Origin of the sequence: Criibacterium bergeronii, assembly GCF_001693775.2 — a bacterium.
GTDB classification, from domain to species: Bacteria; Bacillota; Clostridia; order Peptostreptococcales; family Filifactoraceae; genus Peptoanaerobacter; species Peptoanaerobacter bergeronii.
This window is the reverse complement of sequence record NZ_MBEW02000009.1, coordinates 1-20659: the sequence shown is the minus strand read 5'-3', so window position 1 is coordinate 20659 and position 20659 is coordinate 1. Positions and strand designations below refer to the sequence as shown.

At 31.7% G+C, this 20659-nt stretch carries 22 protein-coding genes and 1 pseudogene; 21 read left to right on the top strand and 2 right to left on the bottom strand.

Annotation, left to right across the window (positions count from 1 at the left end; genetic code table 11):
* Window positions 1-16 precede the first annotated feature (16 nt).
* The 7 genes and pseudogenes from BBG48_RS05560 (at window position 17) to BBG48_RS05530 (ending at window position 6427) form a co-directional block, all read left to right on the top strand.
* On the top strand, window positions 17-598 hold the full coding sequence (locus tag BBG48_RS05560; RefSeq protein WP_068912727.1) for an MptD family putative ECF transporter S component: 582 nt from the start codon (window positions 17-19) through the stop codon (window positions 596-598).
* Window positions 598-1332, top strand: a complete 735-nt coding sequence (locus BBG48_RS05555) for an energy-coupling factor transporter transmembrane component T (protein WP_065359337.1) — start codon at window positions 598-600, stop codon at window positions 1330-1332. The genes BBG48_RS05560 and BBG48_RS05555 overlap by 1 nt, the downstream gene beginning before the upstream one ends.
* Before the next feature lie 2 nt (window positions 1333-1334).
* A complete protein-coding gene (locus tag BBG48_RS05550) occupies window positions 1335-2810 on the top strand; it encodes an ABC transporter ATP-binding protein (protein ID WP_068912725.1) in 1476 nt (491 codons plus the stop codon).
* 26 nt (window positions 2811-2836) lie between these two features.
* A complete protein-coding gene (locus BBG48_RS05545; protein WP_068912724.1) occupies window positions 2837-4183 on the top strand; it encodes an MATE family efflux transporter in 1347 nt (448 codons plus the stop codon).
* Window positions 4184-4503: 320 nt separating this feature from the next.
* Window positions 4504-4917: pseudogene (locus tag BBG48_RS05540) on the top strand (sigma factor-like helix-turn-helix DNA-binding protein).
* Window positions 4918-5157: 240 nt separating this feature from the next.
* A complete protein-coding gene (locus BBG48_RS05535; protein ID WP_068912722.1) occupies window positions 5158-6168 on the top strand; it encodes a DUF6076 domain-containing protein in 1011 nt (336 codons plus the stop codon).
* 67 nt (window positions 6169-6235) lie between these two features.
* Window positions 6236-6427, top strand: coding sequence for a hypothetical protein (locus BBG48_RS05530; protein WP_068912721.1), 192 nt, complete (start codon window positions 6236-6238; stop codon window positions 6425-6427).
* A gap of 512 nt (window positions 6428-6939) precedes the next feature.
* Here BBG48_RS05530 and BBG48_RS05525 read toward each other — a convergent pair.
* Window positions 6940-7845: an IS3 family transposase gene (locus BBG48_RS05525; protein ID WP_330410304.1), complete on the bottom strand. Its 906-nt coding sequence runs from the start codon at window positions 7843-7845 to the stop codon at window positions 6940-6942.
* Window positions 7846-7895: 50 nt separating this feature from the next.
* Complete coding sequence (locus tag BBG48_RS11275) at window positions 7896-8081, bottom strand: IS3 family transposase (protein ID WP_068912719.1); 186 nt, start codon at window positions 8079-8081, stop codon at window positions 7896-7898.
* Between the two features lie 80 nt (window positions 8082-8161).
* Between BBG48_RS11275 and BBG48_RS05520 the strand changes: the two genes are divergently transcribed.
* From BBG48_RS05520 to BBG48_RS11260, 14 genes are all read left to right on the top strand, one after another.
* Entirely contained in the window at window positions 8162-8569 is a 408-nt protein-coding gene (locus BBG48_RS05520; RefSeq protein WP_147292832.1) for a hypothetical protein, read from the top strand.
* Window positions 8570-8739: 170 nt separating this feature from the next.
* Entirely contained in the window at window positions 8740-9456 is a 717-nt protein-coding gene (locus BBG48_RS05515; RefSeq protein WP_068912716.1) for a LytR/AlgR family response regulator transcription factor, read from the top strand.
* Between the two features lie 452 nt (window positions 9457-9908).
* On the top strand, window positions 9909-10751 hold the full coding sequence (locus BBG48_RS05510) for a sensor histidine kinase (protein WP_243446748.1): 843 nt from the start codon (window positions 9909-9911) through the stop codon (window positions 10749-10751).
* Between the two features lie 202 nt (window positions 10752-10953).
* Window positions 10954-11706, top strand: a complete 753-nt coding sequence (locus tag BBG48_RS05505) for a hypothetical protein (protein ID WP_068912711.1) — start codon at window positions 10954-10956, stop codon at window positions 11704-11706.
* 82 nt (window positions 11707-11788) lie between these two features.
* Window positions 11789-12202, top strand: coding sequence for a hypothetical protein (locus tag BBG48_RS05500; protein ID WP_068912710.1), 414 nt, complete (start codon window positions 11789-11791; stop codon window positions 12200-12202).
* 16 nt (window positions 12203-12218) lie between these two features.
* On the top strand, window positions 12219-12779 hold the full coding sequence (locus BBG48_RS05495; RefSeq protein WP_068912709.1) for a hypothetical protein: 561 nt from the start codon (window positions 12219-12221) through the stop codon (window positions 12777-12779).
* A 44-nt stretch (window positions 12780-12823) separates the two neighbouring features.
* Window positions 12824-13300 carry a hypothetical protein gene (locus BBG48_RS05490; RefSeq protein ID WP_068912707.1) on the top strand — a complete coding sequence of 159 codons (477 nt, stop codon included), beginning with the start codon at window positions 12824-12826 and terminating at the stop codon, window positions 13298-13300.
* 9 nt (window positions 13301-13309) lie between these two features.
* Window positions 13310-13999: a hypothetical protein gene (locus BBG48_RS05485; RefSeq protein WP_068912706.1), complete on the top strand. Its 690-nt coding sequence runs from the start codon at window positions 13310-13312 to the stop codon at window positions 13997-13999.
* 236 nt (window positions 14000-14235) lie between these two features.
* Window positions 14236-14481, top strand: a complete 246-nt coding sequence (locus tag BBG48_RS05480; RefSeq protein WP_094754398.1) for a 23S rRNA methyltransferase — start codon at window positions 14236-14238, stop codon at window positions 14479-14481.
* 39 nt (window positions 14482-14520) lie between these two features.
* Window positions 14521-17346, top strand: a complete 2826-nt coding sequence (locus BBG48_RS11270; protein WP_243446747.1) for an ATP-dependent DNA helicase — start codon at window positions 14521-14523, stop codon at window positions 17344-17346.
* A gap of 328 nt (window positions 17347-17674) precedes the next feature.
* Window positions 17675-18601 carry a recombinase family protein gene (locus BBG48_RS05470; protein WP_068912701.1) on the top strand — a complete coding sequence of 309 codons (927 nt, stop codon included), beginning with the start codon at window positions 17675-17677 and terminating at the stop codon, window positions 18599-18601.
* A 24-nt stretch (window positions 18602-18625) separates the two neighbouring features.
* A complete protein-coding gene (locus BBG48_RS05465) occupies window positions 18626-19273 on the top strand; it encodes a hypothetical protein (protein ID WP_199560384.1) in 648 nt (215 codons plus the stop codon).
* A 388-nt stretch (window positions 19274-19661) separates the two neighbouring features.
* Window positions 19662-19991: a hypothetical protein gene (locus BBG48_RS11265; RefSeq protein ID WP_243446746.1), complete on the top strand. Its 330-nt coding sequence runs from the start codon at window positions 19662-19664 to the stop codon at window positions 19989-19991.
* A 24-nt stretch (window positions 19992-20015) separates the two neighbouring features.
* Window positions 20016-20615: a DUF4268 domain-containing protein gene (locus tag BBG48_RS11260; protein ID WP_243446745.1), complete on the top strand. Its 600-nt coding sequence runs from the start codon at window positions 20016-20018 to the stop codon at window positions 20613-20615.
* Window positions 20616-20659 lie beyond the last annotated feature (44 nt).

Below are 20659 nucleotides of genomic sequence, written 5' to 3'. Positions count from 1 at the left end.
AATGAGGATTTTAAAAATGAAAAAAAGTTTATCAGCGAAAGATTTAATCAATGTAGGAATTTATACGGCTATTTATTTAGTTATATTTTTTGTAGTAGGAATGATGAATGCAATTCCAATCTTATATCCTGCAATATATTTGATAATTCCAATTGTTACAGGAATACCATTCATGTTGTTTTTAACAAAAACAGAAAAGTTTGGAATGGTCACTATTATGGCAATTATTATTGGTATATTTTGGTATTTAATGGGTTATACATGGTTAGCGTTAGTGGGATATATTCCATTTGGAATTATCAGTGATCTGGTTATGAAATCAGGTGGTTTTAAGAGTTTTAAAAAGAATGTTATTGGATTTTGGCTATTTTCTTGCGGAATGATAGGTTGTCAAATGCCAATGTGGGTAATGGCAGATACCTATATGGAAGGTGTTAAGCAACAAATGGGAGAACAATATGCACTTGCACTCGCAAAATATATGCCTTCTTGGATGGGGATTGCTGCATTTGGAATTATTTTTATCGGCTCAGTTATTGGTGCAAATTTAGGGAGGAAAATGCTTAAGAAACACTTTGAGAGAGCGGGTATCATTTAATGGAAGAGTATGAGGTATACGAACCGAATAAACCAAAGGGCTTTTTCTTAGATCCTCGTACTAAAATTTTATTTATGATATTTATAACAACCATAATGTCTGTCGGATATAAGGATATTTTAGTTAGCCTTATATCCGCCATTGTGGCAATAGCATTATTATTATCTAATAAACAAGTTAAGATAGCTTTCATTTATGGAGGGCTATTTACCTTGGCTATTATGGCACACTTTACGAAAGATATGTACACATTGCCTACACTCATAAATACAATTTCAGTATTGTTGAATGCCTTAATTTTAAGACTATTTCCAATTTTTATGTTGGGATATTATGTTGTAATGTCCACAAAAACGAGCGAGTTTATAGCAGCCATGGTAAAGTGGAAAATTCCCAATGCATTTATTATTCCAACAGCAGTTGCATTCAGGTTTATTCCAACTTTGAAAGAAGAACACAACTCTATTAAGACTGCTATGAAAATGAGAGGAATTAGTTTTAAAAATAAAAAGGCGTGGAAAAATCCAAGCTTATACTTGGAATATGTAACAATACCTTTAATCGTTTCTATTGCAAAAATAGGTGATGAATTGTCGGCGGCGGCAATAAGTAGAGGATTGGGAGCTTTGAAAAAGAGAACTACTGTAGTAAAAGTAAAGTTTACTATATATGATTTGCTCATTTTACTCTTTTCAATTGCCTTTACAGGACTATTTTTATATAGGAGGGGATAGCATTGATTGAATTTAAAGACGTGTCATTTACTTATGATAGCGGGAATAAGAATGCTGGAATTTATAATATTAATTTAAATATCAATGCTGGTGAAGTAGTTGTATTTTGTGGTGAGTCCGGTTGCGGAAAAACTACAATAAGTAGGTTGATAAATGGGTTAATTCCCGGGTATTATTCCGGAAATTTGACTGGTAGCGTTATTGTAAATGAACATGAAATTTCTAAAAATTCTATTAATGAATTGAGTCAATATGTAGGATCAGTATTTCAAAATCCAAGAACTCAATTTTTCAATGTAGATTCAACAAGCGAAATTGCATTCGCCTGTGAAAATTTTGGGATTTCAAGAGAAGAAATTTGTAGAAGAATTGGCAAGGTAACAAAAGAATTAAATATAAAAGATTTGCTTGATAAGAGCTTGTTTTCTATGTCAGGAGGAGAAAAACAAAAAATTGCTTGTGCTTCTGCTGCTGTTATGGAGCCTGAAATCTATGTATTAGATGAGCCATCTTCTAATTTAGATATACAAACTATAAAAATGTTAAAATATATCATAAAAAAATGGAAAGAAAAAAAGTCAACTGTGGTTATTGCAGAGCATAGACTACAATATTTAATAGATATTGCAGATAGATTTATTTATATGAAAGATGGAAAAATTAACAAAGAATTTTCTTGTGTTGAGTTCAAGAAATTACCTAACAGCATTTTAAATAATATGGGGTTAAGGAGCATACACCCTATTGATACCAGTAGCCGTATAAAAAATATAGAATCTAAGGAACAAATAGAGATTAAGAATTTTATGTTTAGTTATGGAAAAGAGCCGTTTTTTGAAATTAATGATGCTGTATTACCTCAAAAATCTATTGTGGCTGTTTTAGGAAATAATGGTTCTGGAAAATCAACTTTTTCAAAATGCTTATGTGGAGTTGAAGAAAAAGCAAAAGGAACTTTAAATATACAAACAGAAAGTTATGCTACAAGAGAAAGGCTAAAAAAATGTTTTATGGTGATGCAGGATGTTAATCATCAATTATTTACCGAATCAGTTAAAGAAGAAATTTTTTTGAGTATAGAGAATGATGAAAGGAAAGAAACAATAGTTAATCAAATATGTAAAAAATTAAACTTAATGGATTTTATAGATTGCCATCCAATGTCATTATCCGGAGGGCAAAAACAAAGGGTTGCAATTGCAAGTGCTATCGCTTCTGATAGGACAATACTGATTTTGGACGAACCTACAAGTGGTTTGGATTTTAAGAATATGAAAGAAGTTTCTAATGAAATGATAAGGCTTAAAGAGGACGGAAAAACTATTTTTATTATCACACATGATCCGGAATTAGTAGAATGTTGTTGTGATTATTTTATGTTTATGGAGAATGGAAAATTAAAATGGCATGGCAATAGGAATGAAAAAAATATAAAGGCAATCGAGGAGTTTTTCAATCAAACGAGTAATTGCCTATAATATAAACAATATTTGGAGGAATGTAAATGAAACAAGATATGAAAGAACAGTTACTAACAAAAAGACCGATAGACTTACTCTTTCAGCTATCTATTCCGGCAGTTATCGGAATGATTGTTATCGGTCTGTATCCGTTAATGGACGGAATATTTGCAGGGAAAATTATAGGACAGACAGCAATGACTGCCTGCGGTGTCGCAATGCCACTTACCTTTTTTAACAGCGGTGTTTCAACTTTACTTGGTGTAGGTTCTGCATCTGTACTTTCAAGAGCAATCGGTAAAGGGGATCAAAAAACTGTAGATAAAATTATGGGTAACCTAATCTATTGGGTGATTTTCTTCTCTGTAATTATTACGGTTGGAGGAATACTTCTTGCTCCGCATTTTTTAGATATGGTCGGTGCAACGGGTGAAATCAAAGCCTATGGTATTAGATACCTCAGAGTGATTTTTATAGGTTCTCTATTTGTAAACTTCACACAGTCCGCAAACATGGTTATGCGTGGCGAAGGATTGATGAAAAAAGCTATGACGATTATGGGACTTGGAGCTTTGCTAAATATTATCCTTGATCCAATCTTAATGACAATAATGGGTGAATATGCCATTGAAGGTGCTGCCCTTGCAACGATTACAGCACAATTTGTTCAGGCAGTGGCAACACTACATTATTTCTTGAAAAAGAGTAAAGTTGTTAAAATCCATAAGATAAAGTCTGATCCGGAGATAAAAAAAGAAATGTTTGGGGTAGGTTCATCTGCTATGATGATGCAGCTTTTATTTATGATACAACAAACTATGCTTTATAAAATGGCATTTAAGTATGGCGGAGATACCAATGGAATTTTGATGGCGGCATCACTTCGTGTATATGCCTTTTCATTTATTCCTCTTTGGGGAATGAGTCAAGGCTTACAACCTGTTGTTGGAACAAACTTTGGGGCAAAACAGTATGACAGAGTAAGAGACGCTATGAAGGTCTTTTCTATTGGCGGTTTAGTTCTTGCAGGAATCTTTTGGATTCCATCTCTACTGCTATCAAGTCAAATACTTTCCCTATTTGGTGTAGAAGCAAATATTATTGCACAGGGTGTTGGAAACTTTAGATTATTTTATTCCGTATTTATCCTATATGGAGTAATGGTTATGACGATTACTTTCTTCCAATCAATCGGAAACGGAAAGAAAGCCGGAACTATTGTTATGCTTAGACAACTGTTTTTGTTTGTTCCTGCCATGATTTTATTGCCAATGATATTTGGAGTAAAAGCTGTTTGGTTTACGCAACCACTTGTAGATTTCATCATGATTGTTGTTGGCATCTTCATGATGATTGGGGAACTGAATAAAATGGGGAAAGAAAAAGCGTAAGCTCTCTCCCTTTTATCAGCAGAATAAACACACCAAATCAGAAAGGCTTAATGTATGAAATCTTATCAGAGATAAGGAACGGAGGGAGATATAATGCAGGAGTCTATGTATTCGTTTGAAATGATGAATCATAACAAAAACAGTCCTTTTTCATATAGACTCTCTGTTTGTATGTCCTTCCATATACTCTCCAATAAAATTAAATACACTTAAAGAAAGAACAAGCGTATTTCATTTCAGAGGACCTCTTATGCCCGGCGTAAGAGGTCCTCCTTTTTTGCCTGAAAACAAGCAGACAAAAAAGAAATGGAGGAAACTATATGACAAAAGAATATTACCTTTATGTCAACGGACAAAGGGTTAAAGTCAGCGAGCAGATATATGAAGTCTACTGACGAGAAAAAGAACACGAAAAGTATTTAGAGCAGGTGGACAAGAAAAACCACTTGCTCTTTTTTTCATCATTAGATCATGATGGACACTTTGTAGATAACATTGTAGAAGAGGGCATTTATATAGAAAAAGTTGTAGAAGCGCAGATGATGATTGAAGCACTCAGAAGTGCCATATCAAAACTTAATGCTGAAGAAAAGGAGCTTATTGAGCGTTTGTATTTCTATGATGAAACTTTATCAAGTGTTGCAAAAGATAAGGGTGTAACTTATCAGACTATACAATGGCGAAAGGATAGAATTTTAAGAAAGCTCAAAGAGATTTTAGAAAAACTATTGTAGAAAAACACTCTGTGTATGAGGGCTGATTTTCCTTTATAAAGTGAAGGGTGATCTGTCCTCTTATGATTCGGAGTGGCTTATATGCAATAAGCTTGTTATCAATTAATAAAACTATATTTTGATTGTTGCACTGTTACGGATAATATTATATAATTTTATCAATAAGAAATGAAAATAATTATTGTTAACGAGTTGCGAGATGAAAATTAAAATATTAATTGACAACAGGAGGTTAATGTTATGGAGATGGATGGATTAATAGTAGATTTTGATGGAGAAAAAAATGTTGTTATGTATCGTGGTATAAAAGAATATCCGATAGGAGGGATGATTGCTGAGTATGCTAGATTACATCCTACAGACTTAAAAGAAGTCATATTGGAGTATTCTCGTTTAGAGGAAAAGCCATCGGAGAAGACATTAGCAGAGTTTTTCCCTTGGTTTGTTGATAAGTTAGAAGAAAAAATTGGAATAGCTTCAGCAGTTATTATTACTTTTGAATTCATGGATTTAGTTTCGGATATGTGTAAGGAAGAAATGTCAAATCTTGATGAATTTTTTATAGAAATAAAGGAAGAAGATTCTATAGGAAAGTTTATATTTGAAGGTAGTGGCTATAGTAAATTGGGAAAATCCACGAATAAGCAGGCATTGCTTTCTGCATATTACTGGTATGCACAGTCATATGTTGCATTTAAACACAGCTTTTTGATGCTCGCTAGTGAAGATGAATATGAAGAGGATCAAGTAAATGCATTTTGGTCTATGTTTAGTGAAAATATAAATTTTCAGCACATTGATTTTCGTATAGCAAATTATGAAGGAAAGTTTCATTCACTATATACAATCAAATCATCAATGTCATTATTATTATTTGAAGTAGCACATTGTATGGACAACAATGTAAAGTTTACGAAATGCGCTAACTGTGGAAAGTACTTTGTTCCTGAAGGCAGAATAGATGCAATTTATTGTTGGTATCCATCTCCGCAAGATCCAAAGAGGTTATGCAAAGATATAGGGGCACAGGTAACACGAGCAAATAAGGAAAAAAATGATATTGCAACTAAAGAATACAGAAAAGTTTATATGAAATATAAGATGATAACAATAAGACATCCACAGAATCGTGATGCTAAAGAAAAACTTTCATATCTTATGTCTGAAGTTAAGATATGGAGGGAAAAAATGAAAAATGGAATTGTCACAACAGAAAGTTTTTTGCAATGGCTGGAGCAGTTCAAAGAGTAATATAAATATGTCCAAATAAAAAGTTATTTTATTTAACTTTAGACTTCTTAATAGAGGAGGGTTATTGATGACAAAGACTGATTATCCAATTTATGCTGACGACGGTACTAAATTTTGTATGCGCTATCAAGGTGAAGATGGTGATCCTGTTATTGAAGGTCCGAAAGGGAAAAGATTAACAATGTCTAATTTTCTAAAACAGGTATATAATCCATCAATTGCTAATAAAAATCGTGGTAAATTTAAGAAAGCACGATAATAGATGATACTAGAGATCCCTAAAATATGGCCATAGGAACTATTCGGATTATTCCACCGAAGAAACCTATGCCGCAACACAAGGCTGTAGTCCATAATCATATTGGTAATTCAGAGGAAATCAGTAAAGGAAAATTTAATATATGCGAATACTTAAGAGCAAACCGTGTGGTATGGAAGCCATAGCAGAGGGAGCCTGAGTAGTTTAACGATTGGAGAATTCCATTGATAAAACTACTTGGGTTCTTTTTGTTTACTTAACATGTCCGAGAGTACCAAACGGTATGCATATTATTGTAAGTCGCCATTTTTTATAAATAGTATTTGACACTCAAAACTTGTTTCAAAGTTCATCGTCTGATCATCGATGCCCAGAGCTAAGAAACAAGAAAAAGAAAATATAAAGTCAACCCACTGGGACGGTTGGCCAGTTAAGAAGTGAGGATTCATGCTGCGTAGCAGTCAATACATTGGACACATTTTTAGAATATTTTTTCTAATAAATATAAAAAATTAAACACTCCTTTCTTTATATTTTTTCTCGTACTCATTTGGAGTTAAGTAACCAAGTGAACCGTGAGGTCTTTTATTGTTGTACCTTTGGATGTATTCGAAACAAGAAAAATATAACTCTTTTATGTTCTTATAAGTTCTGCTTTCTATTTCTTCTGATTTCATTTGCTTAAAGAAACTCTCCAAACAGGCATTGTCATAAGGATAGCCTTTTTTAGACAAAGACCGGCAAACTCCATAGCTTTCTAACAGATTTCTAAAGGATGTTGAGTTGTACTTATAGCCTCTGTCAGAATGAAACATTAACGATTTTGGATATTTTCTTTTTTCGTATGCTTTTTCAAATGCTGTTTTTACAAGATCTACATAGTGTTTTGAAGATAAATTCCAACTTATTATTTTCCTTGAAAACAAGTCCATAACAACACACAAATAATACCAATTACCGTTTACTTTTACGTAAGTAAAATCACTTGCCCATACAATGTTAGGAGCAGCTTGGTTAAATTGATGTTTTAGATGGTTTTTGCAGACTTTATTTTCAGCTGGAGAAGACTTGCATTTTGGTTTTGTCTTTCTAGCTTTAGGAAGGTTCATTGAATTCATAAGTCTGTACACTCTGCCAGCACTTATATTTATACCATAATCACGCAGGAGAACTTTTTTAATTTTGTAGCCACCAATAGAATTTCTAAAATCAACATAAATCTTTAAAATTTTACTCTTAATTTCAGTATTTACAAGTTCTCTATTCGAAGGCTTTGAAAAAAAATGTTTGTAATATGTGCTTCTATTCACATTCAAAATTCTGCAAAGAGTATTGATATTATTTTCTTTTCTAAGTTTGTAGACAGCAGTTAGTCTCTGCCTGAGTGTGGCGTGAATATGGCAATCGCTTTTTTTAATATTAAGTTTTCTTCTTCTAATTTAGCGTTGTTTTGTTGAAGCTGCTTAATTTATTTAGCTGTAAAGATTTCGCCATCACCAAGTTCTACAGATGAATATTGTTTAATCCACTTAGAGATGGCAGACTGAGATATATCATATTCTTTTATTAAAGAAGCTTGTGTTCTTCCATTATTGTATAATTCTACAATAGATTTTTTAAATTCCTCGTCATATCTTATTCCTTTGTTTGGCATAAAACATCCTTGTTTTTGTGTTTATTTTTATGATACATCTTGTCTTATTATTTGTCTACTTTTATAGTGTAGCACCAGGTGTGAGGGCAATAAACACCATAATTGAAAACAAGGAAAGTATAAGAGAAACCTTAAAGACAAATATACAAGATGTGCTGTTAGATAATGCAGACAGCAAAGTTTCAAAAATAGAAGCAGAGATGTTAAACCTTCAAAAAGAGCTAATCAAAAAAGCAAATGCAAGAGAAAACTATGATGACTTGACACAAGCTATAGAAGATTTAAGGGAACAAAAAAGAAAAGTCTACGCTGATTTAGCTGAAAAAGAAGGGATAAATAAGAGGATTAAAGAAATGAGAGGTTTTCTTGATAGTCAAAACTTATCCATCACTAATTATGATGAGGAACTGGTGAGAAAGTTAATTGATAAGGTTGTGGTTTACGATGATGAAATAAAGATTGTTTTTAAATCAGGTATAGAGGTATAATAAAAAAGTCGGGAGGCTCTTTTTTGACTTTTTGGTGTGAATTATTTTACTTATAATGGTATAATACTAGGGACGTTTAAAATATTAGTTTGACAGTTTAGGTAAATTAGTAGTTTTGTGTAAATACCATTTGTGATAGAAATCAATTGCTTATGATAAAGGAAGCTACTATGATAAATATAGCAATTTGTGATGATGATAAAAATATAATTGCCGAATTACGAAAAATATTGACAGAATATGCAGTTGCTTTGAATACAAAAGTTGATGTTTATGCTTTTTTGAATGGACAAGCGCTAGTAGATTATTTAAGCGAAAATCACATTGACATACTATATTTGGACATACAAATGGATAACATTACAGGCATAGAAGTTGGACATAAAATAAGAAAAGAATTGTCGAATGACGACATACAAATAGTTTATATATCAGCTATAAAAGACTATGCTATGGAGCTATTTAAAATAAGACCAAATAATTTTTTGATTAAACCCTTTTCAAAAGAAGAAGTCTACGAAACATTGAAAGAAGCTTTAAGACTTTTAGATAACAAGGCAAAAACATTTACATTTAATGTAAAAGGAAAAGATATAAAAAAGAAAATCACAGATATTATATATTTTGAATCTTCAAGGCACAAAGTGAAGATAGTTACAAATGATGGCAAATTTGAATTTTACTCTACTATAGCAAATGTATATAAAGAACTTGAAAATTTTGGCTTTGCAATATGCCATTCATCATATATTGTAAACATAGAGCATATTGTAGAATTTAATAAAGACAAAGTGAAAATGTCAAATGATGTAGTTATAAAAATAAGCAGAGGAAAAAGTAAAGATTTTTTTGAACAAGTTGCTAAATACGATATGATACATATGTAAGGAGAAAAATGGGAAATTTTAACATACTTCACTATGCTACAAATTTGATTTATACATATACAATTTACTTACTGATGAGTACATTTCAAAAAGAAGAATTTGTCTATCCCAAAAAGATAAAAATTTTAGCATACTTTCTTTTTTATATAATTGTAACAACAGTATTTTCATTTATAAATATCCCAATCGTAACAATGTTGGCAAATTTGTTATGTCTTTTTTTGTTATGTTTTTTATACAATGAAAATGTCTTAAATAATATGCAAATTGCTATTATTACATACGCTATTTTAGCTATAGAGGAAATTAGTGTTTCGTATGTATTTGATTCACATATAAAAAGTATTTTTAAAAGCGTACACCATTTAGAGATTTCAATTATTTTCTTAGGGAATATACTACTTTTGTTAACTGCAATACTGATAAAATACTTTTTTAAAACAAAAAAGTATATGGAAATAACAGCTAATACTCCTATTTTAAATGTGGTGATATCTTCAGTCACAATAATAACAACATTTTTATTAGCTTTAAAATCGACTATAGATACCGAAACTTTTACAATCATTTCTATAACATTCATATTCATAAATTTATTTTCGATGTGGGGTTATGAAAAACTTACTAACTCATTGAATAAGCAATTTAAAATAGAGACATTCAAAGAAAAGACAAAGTCCTATGAAAAAGAACTAAAATATATGAACGAGCAGATAAGCTTATTAAGAAAGTATAAACACGATGAAAAAAATCATTTTTTGTCTATAAGAGGCTTAATACAAGAAAAAAGTGATGAAAAAGCTCTTGAATACATAGATAGCCTATTAGATTTTTACACCTCTGAAGATAATTATATAAAAACAAAAAATGAGGTTCTAAATAGCATATTAAACTATAAAATCAAAAAAATGAAAGACAATAAAATAAAAATAAATACAGACATAAGAATCAGAGAAACAATTCCGTTGAGTGATTATCATCTATCAATAATTTTAGGAAATTTAATTGACAATGCAATAGAGGCACAAATGAAAATAGATGAAGAAAAAAGAAATATTGATATAAAAATAATAGACGAGAAAAATAAATTTATAATAAAACTCGACAACAGCTATAACGGAAAAATAAAACAAGATGATAAAGCTTTTATTACAACAAAAGAAGATTCACAAAATCATGGTATAGGAATAAAAAACGTGAAAGAAATATTAGAAAAATATAATGGGGTTTTTAAGATTAATTTTGATGAAGAAAAGTTTTCAGTCTACGTGATGATTATCATGAATGAAAAATAATCATAAATATCATACAAATTTTAATAGTAAATTCTAAAAGACTACGTGATAAAAATTATCGATTAGTCTTTTTTTATGCAAATTGTGTCAAAAAATTGGTTAATTGTGTCAACTGGGTTGATTTTTAAAAAATTTGTTCGATAATCAGACCAAAAGGAAAATGGAGTAATTATTTTAAAAATTAGAGAAAAGAGGATATAAAATGCAAATAACAAATGTAATAAATAACAGAGGAAATGTTCAAGTCAAAAATCAGAATGCCAAATCAACAAATAATGAAAAAAGTTTTAAAGATAGTTTTCAGCATCAAGGGATTGCAGGTGTAAAAGACACTATATTTACAGATTTTAAAGTCGGTGAGCGTGGCTTTCTTATAGGGAAAACACCTGATGGCAGATGGCTAGAATTAGCTAATGATTTCGATAACGATGAGGTGCACTTTGATAGTGATGGAAAGTGTCTTGGATATCCACCATCATTTATAAAAAATTATCTAAGTAATAAAGGTGCTAAAACCGAATTTGCCATACAAGATGACAATGGATACTCTAAAATGAAAAACAGTATTGCATTAGTTCCAGGGGAGACTGTAACGTTATTAGATGGCACAACACTAAAATGGACAAATAATGGAGTACAATTTAGTATACCTGATTGGATTGATATCAATCAAAGGTCGTACGCTACTAGCTTTGCAAGCAGTCTGGCTTCTTCGATGAGACAATTCACAAGAGTAGCAAACAGAGAAACTTATGGAATAGGAAGACCATTAGGAATAACTAAAGAAGAAACGAGCAGAATAAAAAAAGTGCTAAATGCTATGGGAATAAATACAAATGAAGCATTTTATGTAAATGGCAAGAAATTTGAGTACGATAGTAAATCTGGAGAATTTAAGTTTGACTATGAAGATTCTGCAGATGGAAAAATCAAAATAAAATTTAAGAATGTATAATCGTAGACGCAGATAATGTAAAAGTATTCTATTAAGGTGGATTTTAAGTATAAAACAAAAATATTAAACATGGGGGGTTATTATGAGAACTAACAAGAAAATAATGATGGTCTTTAGTTTATTATTTGTGCTTTTTATAGGAATTGGATTTAGTAGTATTTCAAGTGCGGCTTGCCCTGGAGATGGTCCTGCAAAACCAGTTAGTAATGTAACATATTTAGGTGGCTATGTAGATGAAGAAGATAATCATATCTACATGGCTGTTGGAGTTATGGGTTATGGAACAGATTATGTATTCATTAACGGGGATAGAGTAAGACCGGATACATCAAGAACCGAATTCATAGTATTGTCTTGCACTGGTGCAGATGGATTCGTATATCATTTTGATTGTGGAACAGCAATAAAAGGGAAAACATATACATTGGAGGGTAGATTTGAATCTTTGAATCATCCATATAATTCTATGTCATTTAGTCATAGTGAAACCTATTAATTAGAGGATATAATATATGAAAATACAAAATGTAGGTAACATAAATTATGATAAAGTCAGAAAAAATCAAATCACTGGGGTTAGTTCATCAAATGCAGAAAGTTTTTCTGTAAATACTACATCAGGTTGGATGTATACACGTGAAGAAGATACTTTATTCACAGCATCTAGAAATATAGGTGACGGTAATATGTATTATTACAGGGGTTCGTATGCTGAGGATTCTACAGAGGAAAATCCAAAAATAAAAATAGAGTATCATTATAATAATGATAAAGAAACAAAAGTAAAATACGTATATCCAAAACAGGTAGATTTAACAAATGCAACGATGGATGAATATAACTGCGTGAGAGCATATAAAGAAGGAAAAATAAGTGGTTTTGAATTTCCAACAACCGGTGGGATAATGTTTTATAATTCTGACAAAAAGCACGACTTTATTTCGCTGTTAGAAAAAGAAACTACCAACTATACAAATGCAGGTATATTCGATAAAGCCCTATACTTTAAAAAGTTATTTACTAAGTATAAGGAATATATGGAAAACGAATTTTTAATGCAGTCTAAAAAATAATTTACAGATAAAACATTTTTTTTAATTAATCTAGGGATGTTTGTATGATTAATATAAATAAGTTTTTAAAAAGAATACTTGTCTTTTCGGTAGCTTTTTTAATAGTGACTTTTGCTAATTCTATCGATGTTAATGCGGTTAGTTATCAAATTGATATGGGTCCAAATGACCCACCTAGGTATTATGCTCTAGATGCGCAATTTGAATCTATGAGTAGAATAACAGAGCCTGTTTGGGGACGTTACAGTCTGCCAGCAGATTCAAATGGTGAGCTTGATATGTATATAAATTTCCCGAATAATGGTGGGAAATCATGGATGCAAGGGGATATAAAGATTTATAACAATGGTAGACTTTTAAAAACAGTTGGGATTGCAAATATGTCATCCGAATTTGCAAAAATAACTTGGAAAGAATTAACACCAAATTCAAGATATTATTTTTCTTACACTATGGGGAAAATCGGACGCGAGACTGGCAATGTACAATTTAAGATTGATGTAGAACATTTAATGAAATAGGTGATAAACTTGTATATAAGAAATATTCAAAGCATTACTAAACCTATAGGTGTGAGAGTTTTAAATAATACAGACAAGTTAAAAAAATCATCTGATAATAAAAACTCCTGCGATTATTATGATAAGTCACCGGTATGTGAAACAGCAAATGTCTATAATAAACCTAGTAGTACTGTGCTTTTACAATCTAGAAAAAAAGATGGAATAGATTTATGCTTCAATGAGGCCACTGGCAAATATTATGAGTCTTATAACGGTATTGCTTGCGAAGAGTATATAAAAAACTTGACCCCAGAAACAGACAGTTTTACTGGTATCAAATATTATTTCATAGGCAGAGAAACCTATATACCACAAGACCAAAAAGATTTATTTGAGCAAAGAATTGCATCTAAATTGAAGAGTGCTAATCTCGAAGACAATCCATTTAACTGGGATGAAATGGTATTCAAAAGTGATATATCAAGAAATATGAAGTTACCTGATGGAAGCATTTTAACAAAAGACACGCAAAAAAGAAAAATAAGCATTGAACTTTTAGATGAAAGATTGGAACTACACAATATTGATGCCTCACTTTTTGCAGAAAAGCTATATGATTCACTTTTTGACATCGTCTCTAAAAAAGATACCGATTCAAAGGAACAGATAAAATCATTCTGGAAAGATATTAAGGAAAATAATCAAAATATCATATAAGTAGCAGGGTAACAATATACAATTATAAAAAAGCAACAAGGAGGATTAGAAAAAAATATCGTCTTTGTTGCTTTTTTTCATGTATAATTATATTTGTAAATATAACGATATGTTTCCGAGAACGTAAAAATCTAAAAAATTCATTTGTTATCAATTCAGACCACTCAAGCCATGTGGAAGCAATCACGCTGCTTTCCAAACTAGATTCAAAGAAATATATTAGTGTAGAACTTCCGATGGATGATATGGACTTAACAAGTGCCGAGAGTAAAGCTACCTATAAGCAAATTCAAAACTATGTTTTGGAAAAGTTCGGGTTTAAAGTATCTACTTTGTACATTGCACAAGTTAAGAAAAAGCATGGTATAGAAGTTAGGGAACACTATAATATTTCAAAGAACGAGAACCATAAAGTTCCACAGTGTCCAATTGAAAAAGAAGAAGCTATTTTAGATGTGTTGAAGTATTATAAGATGATATAAAATATTCAAGTTTTGATTTGAAAAGGGGGATTTTAAGTGTTGAAAATAGATGAACAAATTTTGAAAAGTAATAGAGTCATATGTCGCCATATAAATGCTATTAATAATACGACCAGAGGTGAGATATCTCAAGATATTCTTTCTCAGCTTCGTCATTTTGTTGAACATATTATGCTCAAAATATATGCAAATGGAGGTGACATAGAAGATACTCAGGAGAACGTAAAAAAAGCAGTAAAATATGCAAAGAATGAAAGTTCATTGCGACACTTATCAAGATTTCATCATTTTTTGCAAGTTTCGGTTTCACATCGTACTTTAGAAGAAGAAAATTCAGAGCGTTTGATGCTGAAATATTATGAATATCTTTTAAGAATTAAAAATTATTTACAAGAAAATTATAATTTTAATGTATTAGAAAATCTTGAACAATTCCCAATAGAAACAGATGATGGTTTAAAAGAATATTATGAGAAAATTGCAGAAAAAGTGGATCAGTATAGCACTCCTATACATAATGGGTTTAGATTTGATCGATTTTATGTACAAAGAATAAAGCCCTTCTTTTTTGGCAACAAAATATATTATGAAGTTGCATTTATACCTGCGAATGACAGGGCAAGCAAAACAGACCGTATTATTGCTTTTACAGATATTGAGATTACAGATTATTATGCAGTAAAATTCGCAATAGCAGATAATAATATAAACTTGTTTGAAAAACAAATGCCAATACGCATTATTGTTGACTGGGAAGTTAGTATTCGTCCATGTGAGTTTTCTAATTTTACTAAACTAATTAATAATAATGGGTTTATTCCTGGAATAGCAGAGCAGCGTAATATAACACGATATTTAACAGCAACAGGATATAGTTTATCAGAAATTGTAATGTTTTCGGATGAAGCATTTCAGAAGGTATATGACAGCATAGTTCCCCAAACAGAATCAAAACATTTTTTTGATATTTTAAATAACTGCAGATATTATATTGAAAATGATAGACCAGGGTGCAATGTTATTAGATATTTACTTCATCATATGACAAATAGAATTCTGAAAGAACAATATAAAGAACATTGGCGATTTAATAATCGTGAATATCAGCACGAATATGTAGGTGGAAATTTTAAGCTTTCAAATTTGTACTTGGCTTATGAGTGCATTCCTTTTGATACTATGCCATTTTGTTCTGCCTTAAAACATCATGTTCCTGCTTTGTCGGATTTATTTGATTCACTTGATGTGGATGGGCGAGAACACGAGATATTAGCGTGGATTGTAAAAAACAATACAGAACAAAAGGGTATACTTTTTACACCATTACAAAAATGTGAAGAGAATGGCAAGCATGAATTAGGAGATTTTAAAGATGTTGATTTACTTGTTGGAAAATACAATAAACTCCTATATACAAATGAAAGGCAGCAATCGCGTAAATTAGTTGTTAAAAATAATTATATCTATATCGATAGTTACAAACAAGATACAGTAACTGTAATACAAAAAATTAAAAGTTTAGCAGAAAGTGGAGTAGAAAACTATACCCATACCGTAAATCACTGGCTTCAAACCACAGATTATCAGATTGATTCAGTCGAAAAAAAAACAGCATTAATTAATATGTTTGCTAATTCACATATCGCATTAATATATGGATCCGCAGGAACTGGAAAATCAACTTTAATTAATCATATTTCACATTTTTTCAATAATTATTCAAAGCTCTATTTAGCTCATACAAATCCAGCTGTGAATAATCTTAAAAGAAAAGTTGTTGCATCCATGGATTGTGAGTTTATGACAATTACCAAGTTCAATAATAAATATGCAAAAAACATTAAAATGGATTATGATATTTTAATTGTGGATGAGTGTAGTACAGTTAGCAACAAAAATATGAAAAAATTGTTGGAACTTGTTAATTTTAAGTTGCTTGTTTTGGTTGGTGATACATATCAGATTGAGGCAATTGAATTCGGAAATTGGTTTGATGCTGTTCGTAGCTTTTTGCCGAAAACAGCGGTTTATGAGTTAACAACACCATATAGAAGCGAAAGTAGACAATTGCTCGAACTATGGAATAATGTTCGTAAGATGGAAGATGATGTTTATGATAGATTACAAGCTGGAGAATTTTCTGCAACTCTTGATACCTCAATATTTAATAAAGCAGAGGAAAATGAAATAATTCTTTGTCTAAATTATGGCGGGTTCTACGGTATAAATAATATTAATCACTTTATGCAGCAGAACAATAGTGGCAAAGAAATATGGAGAGGTGTACAACGATATAGAGTAGGGGATCCAATTCTATTTAATGATTCTGCTGATCAGTTTTTTAGTGCAAGTAAAGAACAGCTACCAGTAATTCATAATAATATGAAGGCCAGGATTGTGGATTTTCGTGTATATGATGAAGGAAAAGTTACCGAGAGAATTCAATTTGATGTAGAGATAGATAAGCCGTTAATTGAACTTAATGTGGATGATTTAAAGTTTGAAATTATCGGAAATGGAGCAACTGGAAATTCTATTATTCGTTTTGATGTTTATAAAAACAAGAGTACAGATGAGGATTACGATAGGATATCTCAAACTATTGTTCCGTTTCAGGTTGCATATGCTGTATCAATACATAAGGCACAAGGCTTAGAATATGATTCAGTAAAAATAGTTATAACTGATGAGATTGATGAGTTAATAACTCATAGTATTTTTTACACAGCAATTACTCGTGCAAGAAAAAGATTAAAGATATACTGGACACAAACAGTGGAAAAAAAGGTTCTTGGAAGAATAAAACCTAAAAATAACCATCAGGATAAAGCTTTACTAAAAAATGAGATAAAAAATATTTTATGAAAGGTTTGGACAATGATAAGCAAGTCTATACGGTAGTGTTGATGTCAAGAGTGAAGAAATAAAAGTGCGAAAGTCCCTTGATTTTAAGGCGTTTGTGGAATTTTAAATTCTGTTTGATGATGTCAACAATCCTGTCAAATGCCATAAAATCAAGACTTTGGGAACATATCAATCTATAATAGTAGAGTTGACAAAATAGATATTGGGTAGGTTGGGTTGACGAAATTATTATTCCAAGGTTGAGTTGATAGGATTGTTAAATAGGCTAATCATCATTGATGAATAATACGAATATGATAATTAGCCAAGCGTGGGTAGGTGAGAAAATATGCCAAACAAACCAAATGTTTATTACATTCCTCCGAAACCAACAAGAGAAAAACGTGTCGGAATTTACTGTCGTGTAAGTACAAATAGCATGGATCAGCTTCAAAGTTTGACTGCTCAAATACCACATTTAACAAGATTGACTGCTTCAATGCTGCAATGGGTTTTGTCTGATGCCTATATAGATATTTCTACAAGTAAAACGAGTTCATCAAGAAAAGAGTTCAATCGTATGCTTGACGATTGCCGCTCTAGAAAGTTGGATATGGTTATAACGAAAAATATCAGCAGGTTCGGCAGAGATACAGTTGAAATTTTAGATGCTCTTAATCAATTAAAAACTCTGGGTATTCGTGTAGTATTTGAGCAGGAAGAATTGGATACTGCAAACACTGACAGTGATTTGATGATAGCAATTATCGAAGCACTTGCACAAGCTGAAAACGAGTCAAGAAGTGAAAATATAAAATGGGGTATTAAGCAACGTGCCGCACTTGGAACTTCAAAACTTTATGACAGAAAGTGTTATGGATATAAGCATAATTCGGACGGAAAACGGGTTATCGATAAGGAGCAGGCAGAAAATGTTAGGCTGATATTTGATTTATACCTTAGTGGAAAAAGTGTTTTAGGTATCATTAAAGAACTTCAAAAACGAGAAATTCTCTATCCGACCGGCAAAGAAAAATGGTGTAAGAGGACGATTGATGTTATGTTAAGTTATGAAAAATATACTGGAGATGTTAAGCTTTTGAAATCAGGCAAAAGCGATGTTCATTATCTGGCATCAGAAAATAATCCCGCAATAATTTCAACGGAAACTTTTGAGGCTGTACAGATTGAGAAAGGTTGGAGAAGTAATGTGGTGAAGGATGAGAATGGTAGTAAGAGGAAAAGTGAGAAATATAGTTCAAAGAAAAAAGATTAATAAAAGTGCAATGGAGGAATATCAATGTCAGAAACAATTATAGCAACGCTTATTGGTTCGGGAGTGACTTTAATTACAACAATAGCCACTTTATTTATAAACTCACTGATTGAGACACATAAGAGTCAACTGAAAATTCAACAAAAAAAGTATGAAGTAAAAATGGAGAAATTAAATGACATATATGCAAAGTTAGTTGATATTGTTAATCAGTATCCAAACTCATCACCAAACGATGCTTTGCAGTATGTTAAATATGCTCCAAACTATTCAATGGAATCGTTTGATGCTGTTTTAAAGAGTTTGGATTATCAAATTGAGGACTATAAAAATCAGCTGGAAAACGCAAATGTCAATTATGAACGAAGAAATGATATTGAAATACAAATTTCAAACAGAGAATACTCAAAACAAAAGATATCAGAGATTCGGGATAAGTATTATATGGCTAAAGAAAATTATAAACATTTTTGTGAATCGGATAAGGTGATATTTGAACTTTATGCTAGTCAAGATGTACGAAACTGTCTTGTGGAGTTTGAAGTAGAAGTACATAATGCTTTTATATCTGGTCGTAACGTAGGAAACGCTGACGATCCACTAAATAACAGAATTGAAATAATTCGTAGAAAACTCATTAATAGTATTAGAGGTGACATTGGAACATATTAATGGAGTAATATTTTTATTATTCAAGGAAATAGCCCAATCACAAACACAATGTCGATAAGACAATATAGCTGTCAAAACCGCAAGAAATGTGGCTTTTTAGCATATATTGATAAGTTTCCTAAAAAGCCTAACTATCACATGTCGAGTGCGTAGTCTTGATGTCAAAAGTACAGAAGTAAATACCGAAAAAGGCTTGAAAACAAGGCATTTCCGAGAGTCAGGAGTGCATTTTTCATAGGCTCTTTTGGATAACAAATGCACCTTGCTGTACTATGAAAACAAGGGTTGAGTTGACAGGTTGAAAATGGGCAAGGTTGAGTTGATAAGATGATTTTGTAATAGGTCGAGTGGATAAGACGATTATCTTGCGACAAGGAGGAATAGTACCATGATAAATTTAGGGAAATTAAAAGAAATAAAAGACTTACGAAAGGTCTGGCCGCATGAAGCATTGGACTTTACTCCTTGGCTTGCGGAAGAGGATAATCTTACTCTGTTGGCAGATGCCGTTGGATTGGAGATTACCGTTGATGAGACGGAGTCTAGTGTTGGTGACTTCAATGTAGACATCTACGCAACTGAAACCGGAACGGACAGAAAAATTATCATCGAGAATCAGCTTGAGGATACGAACCATGACCACCTGGGTAAGTTGATTACATATGCGTCCGGGAAATCTGCTGACATTGTAATTTGGGTTGTAAAGAGAGCAAGATAAGAACATCGCTCGGCTATCGAATGGTTGAATAATCACACCGATGAGAATATTGCGTTCTTCCTTGTAGAAATTAAGCTGTATCAAATCGGCAGTTCTGATATTGCCGTTAAGTTCGAGGTTGTAGAAAAGCCGAATGACTGGGCAAAGGAAATCAAGCGTAACACCAGTAATTCCCCTACATTGCAAGCAAGATACGATTATTGGGTTGCCTTTAACGACTATGCATTCCAAAACAACGCATTTGCAAAGCAATTCAATAAAAGGAAAGCAAGTACTGACCATTGGATGACATTCAGTGTCGGCTCCTCTGCTTGCCACATCAGTATGTCGCAGATAAGAAAATACAACCACGCTCTTGTGGAATGGTATATTTCCGATGATAAAGAACTGTATCACAAATTCTATTCCAACAAGGCTGCCATTGAACAGGAGATGGGTGTGCAACTTGAGTGGAATGAACTCCCGGAGAAAAAAGCAAGCCGTATCCTGGTGTATAAGACGGTTGATTTTGATAATAAGGATACTTGGTCTGAACAGTTTGATTGGATGATAGATATGGCAATCAAAATGAAGAAGGCGTTCAAAAATACATATAATACTATTCTCAAGATAGAAATTAAGTAGTATAATATATCTTGAGGTGGACTATGAATAAAATACAAATAACA

What these genes read in the sequence shown, in the direction of transcription:
- BBG48_RS05465 (WP_199560384.1), top strand. Translation starts at nt 18,626, where the DNA reads ATGTCAGAAACAATTATAGCAACGCTTATTGGTTCGGGAGTGACTTTA.
- BBG48_RS05505 (WP_068912711.1), top strand. Translation starts at nt 10,954, where the DNA reads ATGCAAATAACAAATGTAATAAATAACAGAGGAAATGTTCAAGTCAAA.
- BBG48_RS05530 (WP_068912721.1), top strand. Translation starts at nt 6,236, where the DNA reads ATGACAAAGACTGATTATCCAATTTATGCTGACGACGGTACTAAATTT.
- BBG48_RS05515 (WP_068912716.1), top strand. Translation starts at nt 8,740, where the DNA reads ATGATAAATATAGCAATTTGTGATGATGATAAAAATATAATTGCCGAA.
- BBG48_RS11265 (WP_243446746.1), top strand. Translation starts at nt 19,662, where the DNA reads ATGATAAATTTAGGGAAATTAAAAGAAATAAAAGACTTACGAAAGGTC.
- BBG48_RS05495 (WP_068912709.1), top strand. Translation starts at nt 12,219, where the DNA reads ATGAAAATACAAAATGTAGGTAACATAAATTATGATAAAGTCAGAAAA.
- BBG48_RS05555 (WP_065359337.1), top strand. Translation starts at nt 598, where the DNA reads ATGGAAGAGTATGAGGTATACGAACCGAATAAACCAAAGGGCTTTTTC.
- BBG48_RS05480 (WP_094754398.1), top strand. Translation starts at nt 14,236, where the DNA reads ATGGATGATATGGACTTAACAAGTGCCGAGAGTAAAGCTACCTATAAG.
- BBG48_RS05490 (WP_068912707.1), top strand. Translation starts at nt 12,824, where the DNA reads ATGATTAATATAAATAAGTTTTTAAAAAGAATACTTGTCTTTTCGGTA.
- BBG48_RS05545 (WP_068912724.1), top strand. Translation starts at nt 2,837, where the DNA reads ATGAAACAAGATATGAAAGAACAGTTACTAACAAAAAGACCGATAGAC.
- BBG48_RS05510 (WP_243446748.1), top strand. Translation starts at nt 9,909, where the DNA reads ATGGAAATAACAGCTAATACTCCTATTTTAAATGTGGTGATATCTTCA.
- BBG48_RS05470 (WP_068912701.1), top strand. Translation starts at nt 17,675, where the DNA reads ATGCCAAACAAACCAAATGTTTATTACATTCCTCCGAAACCAACAAGA.
- BBG48_RS11275 (WP_068912719.1), bottom strand. Translation starts at nt 8,081, where the DNA reads ATGCCAAACAAAGGAATAAGATATGACGAGGAATTTAAAAAATCTATT.
- BBG48_RS05535 (WP_068912722.1), top strand. Translation starts at nt 5,158, where the DNA reads ATGGAGATGGATGGATTAATAGTAGATTTTGATGGAGAAAAAAATGTT.
- BBG48_RS05560 (WP_068912727.1), top strand. Translation starts at nt 17, where the DNA reads ATGAAAAAAAGTTTATCAGCGAAAGATTTAATCAATGTAGGAATTTAT.
- BBG48_RS05500 (WP_068912710.1), top strand. Translation starts at nt 11,789, where the DNA reads ATGAGAACTAACAAGAAAATAATGATGGTCTTTAGTTTATTATTTGTG.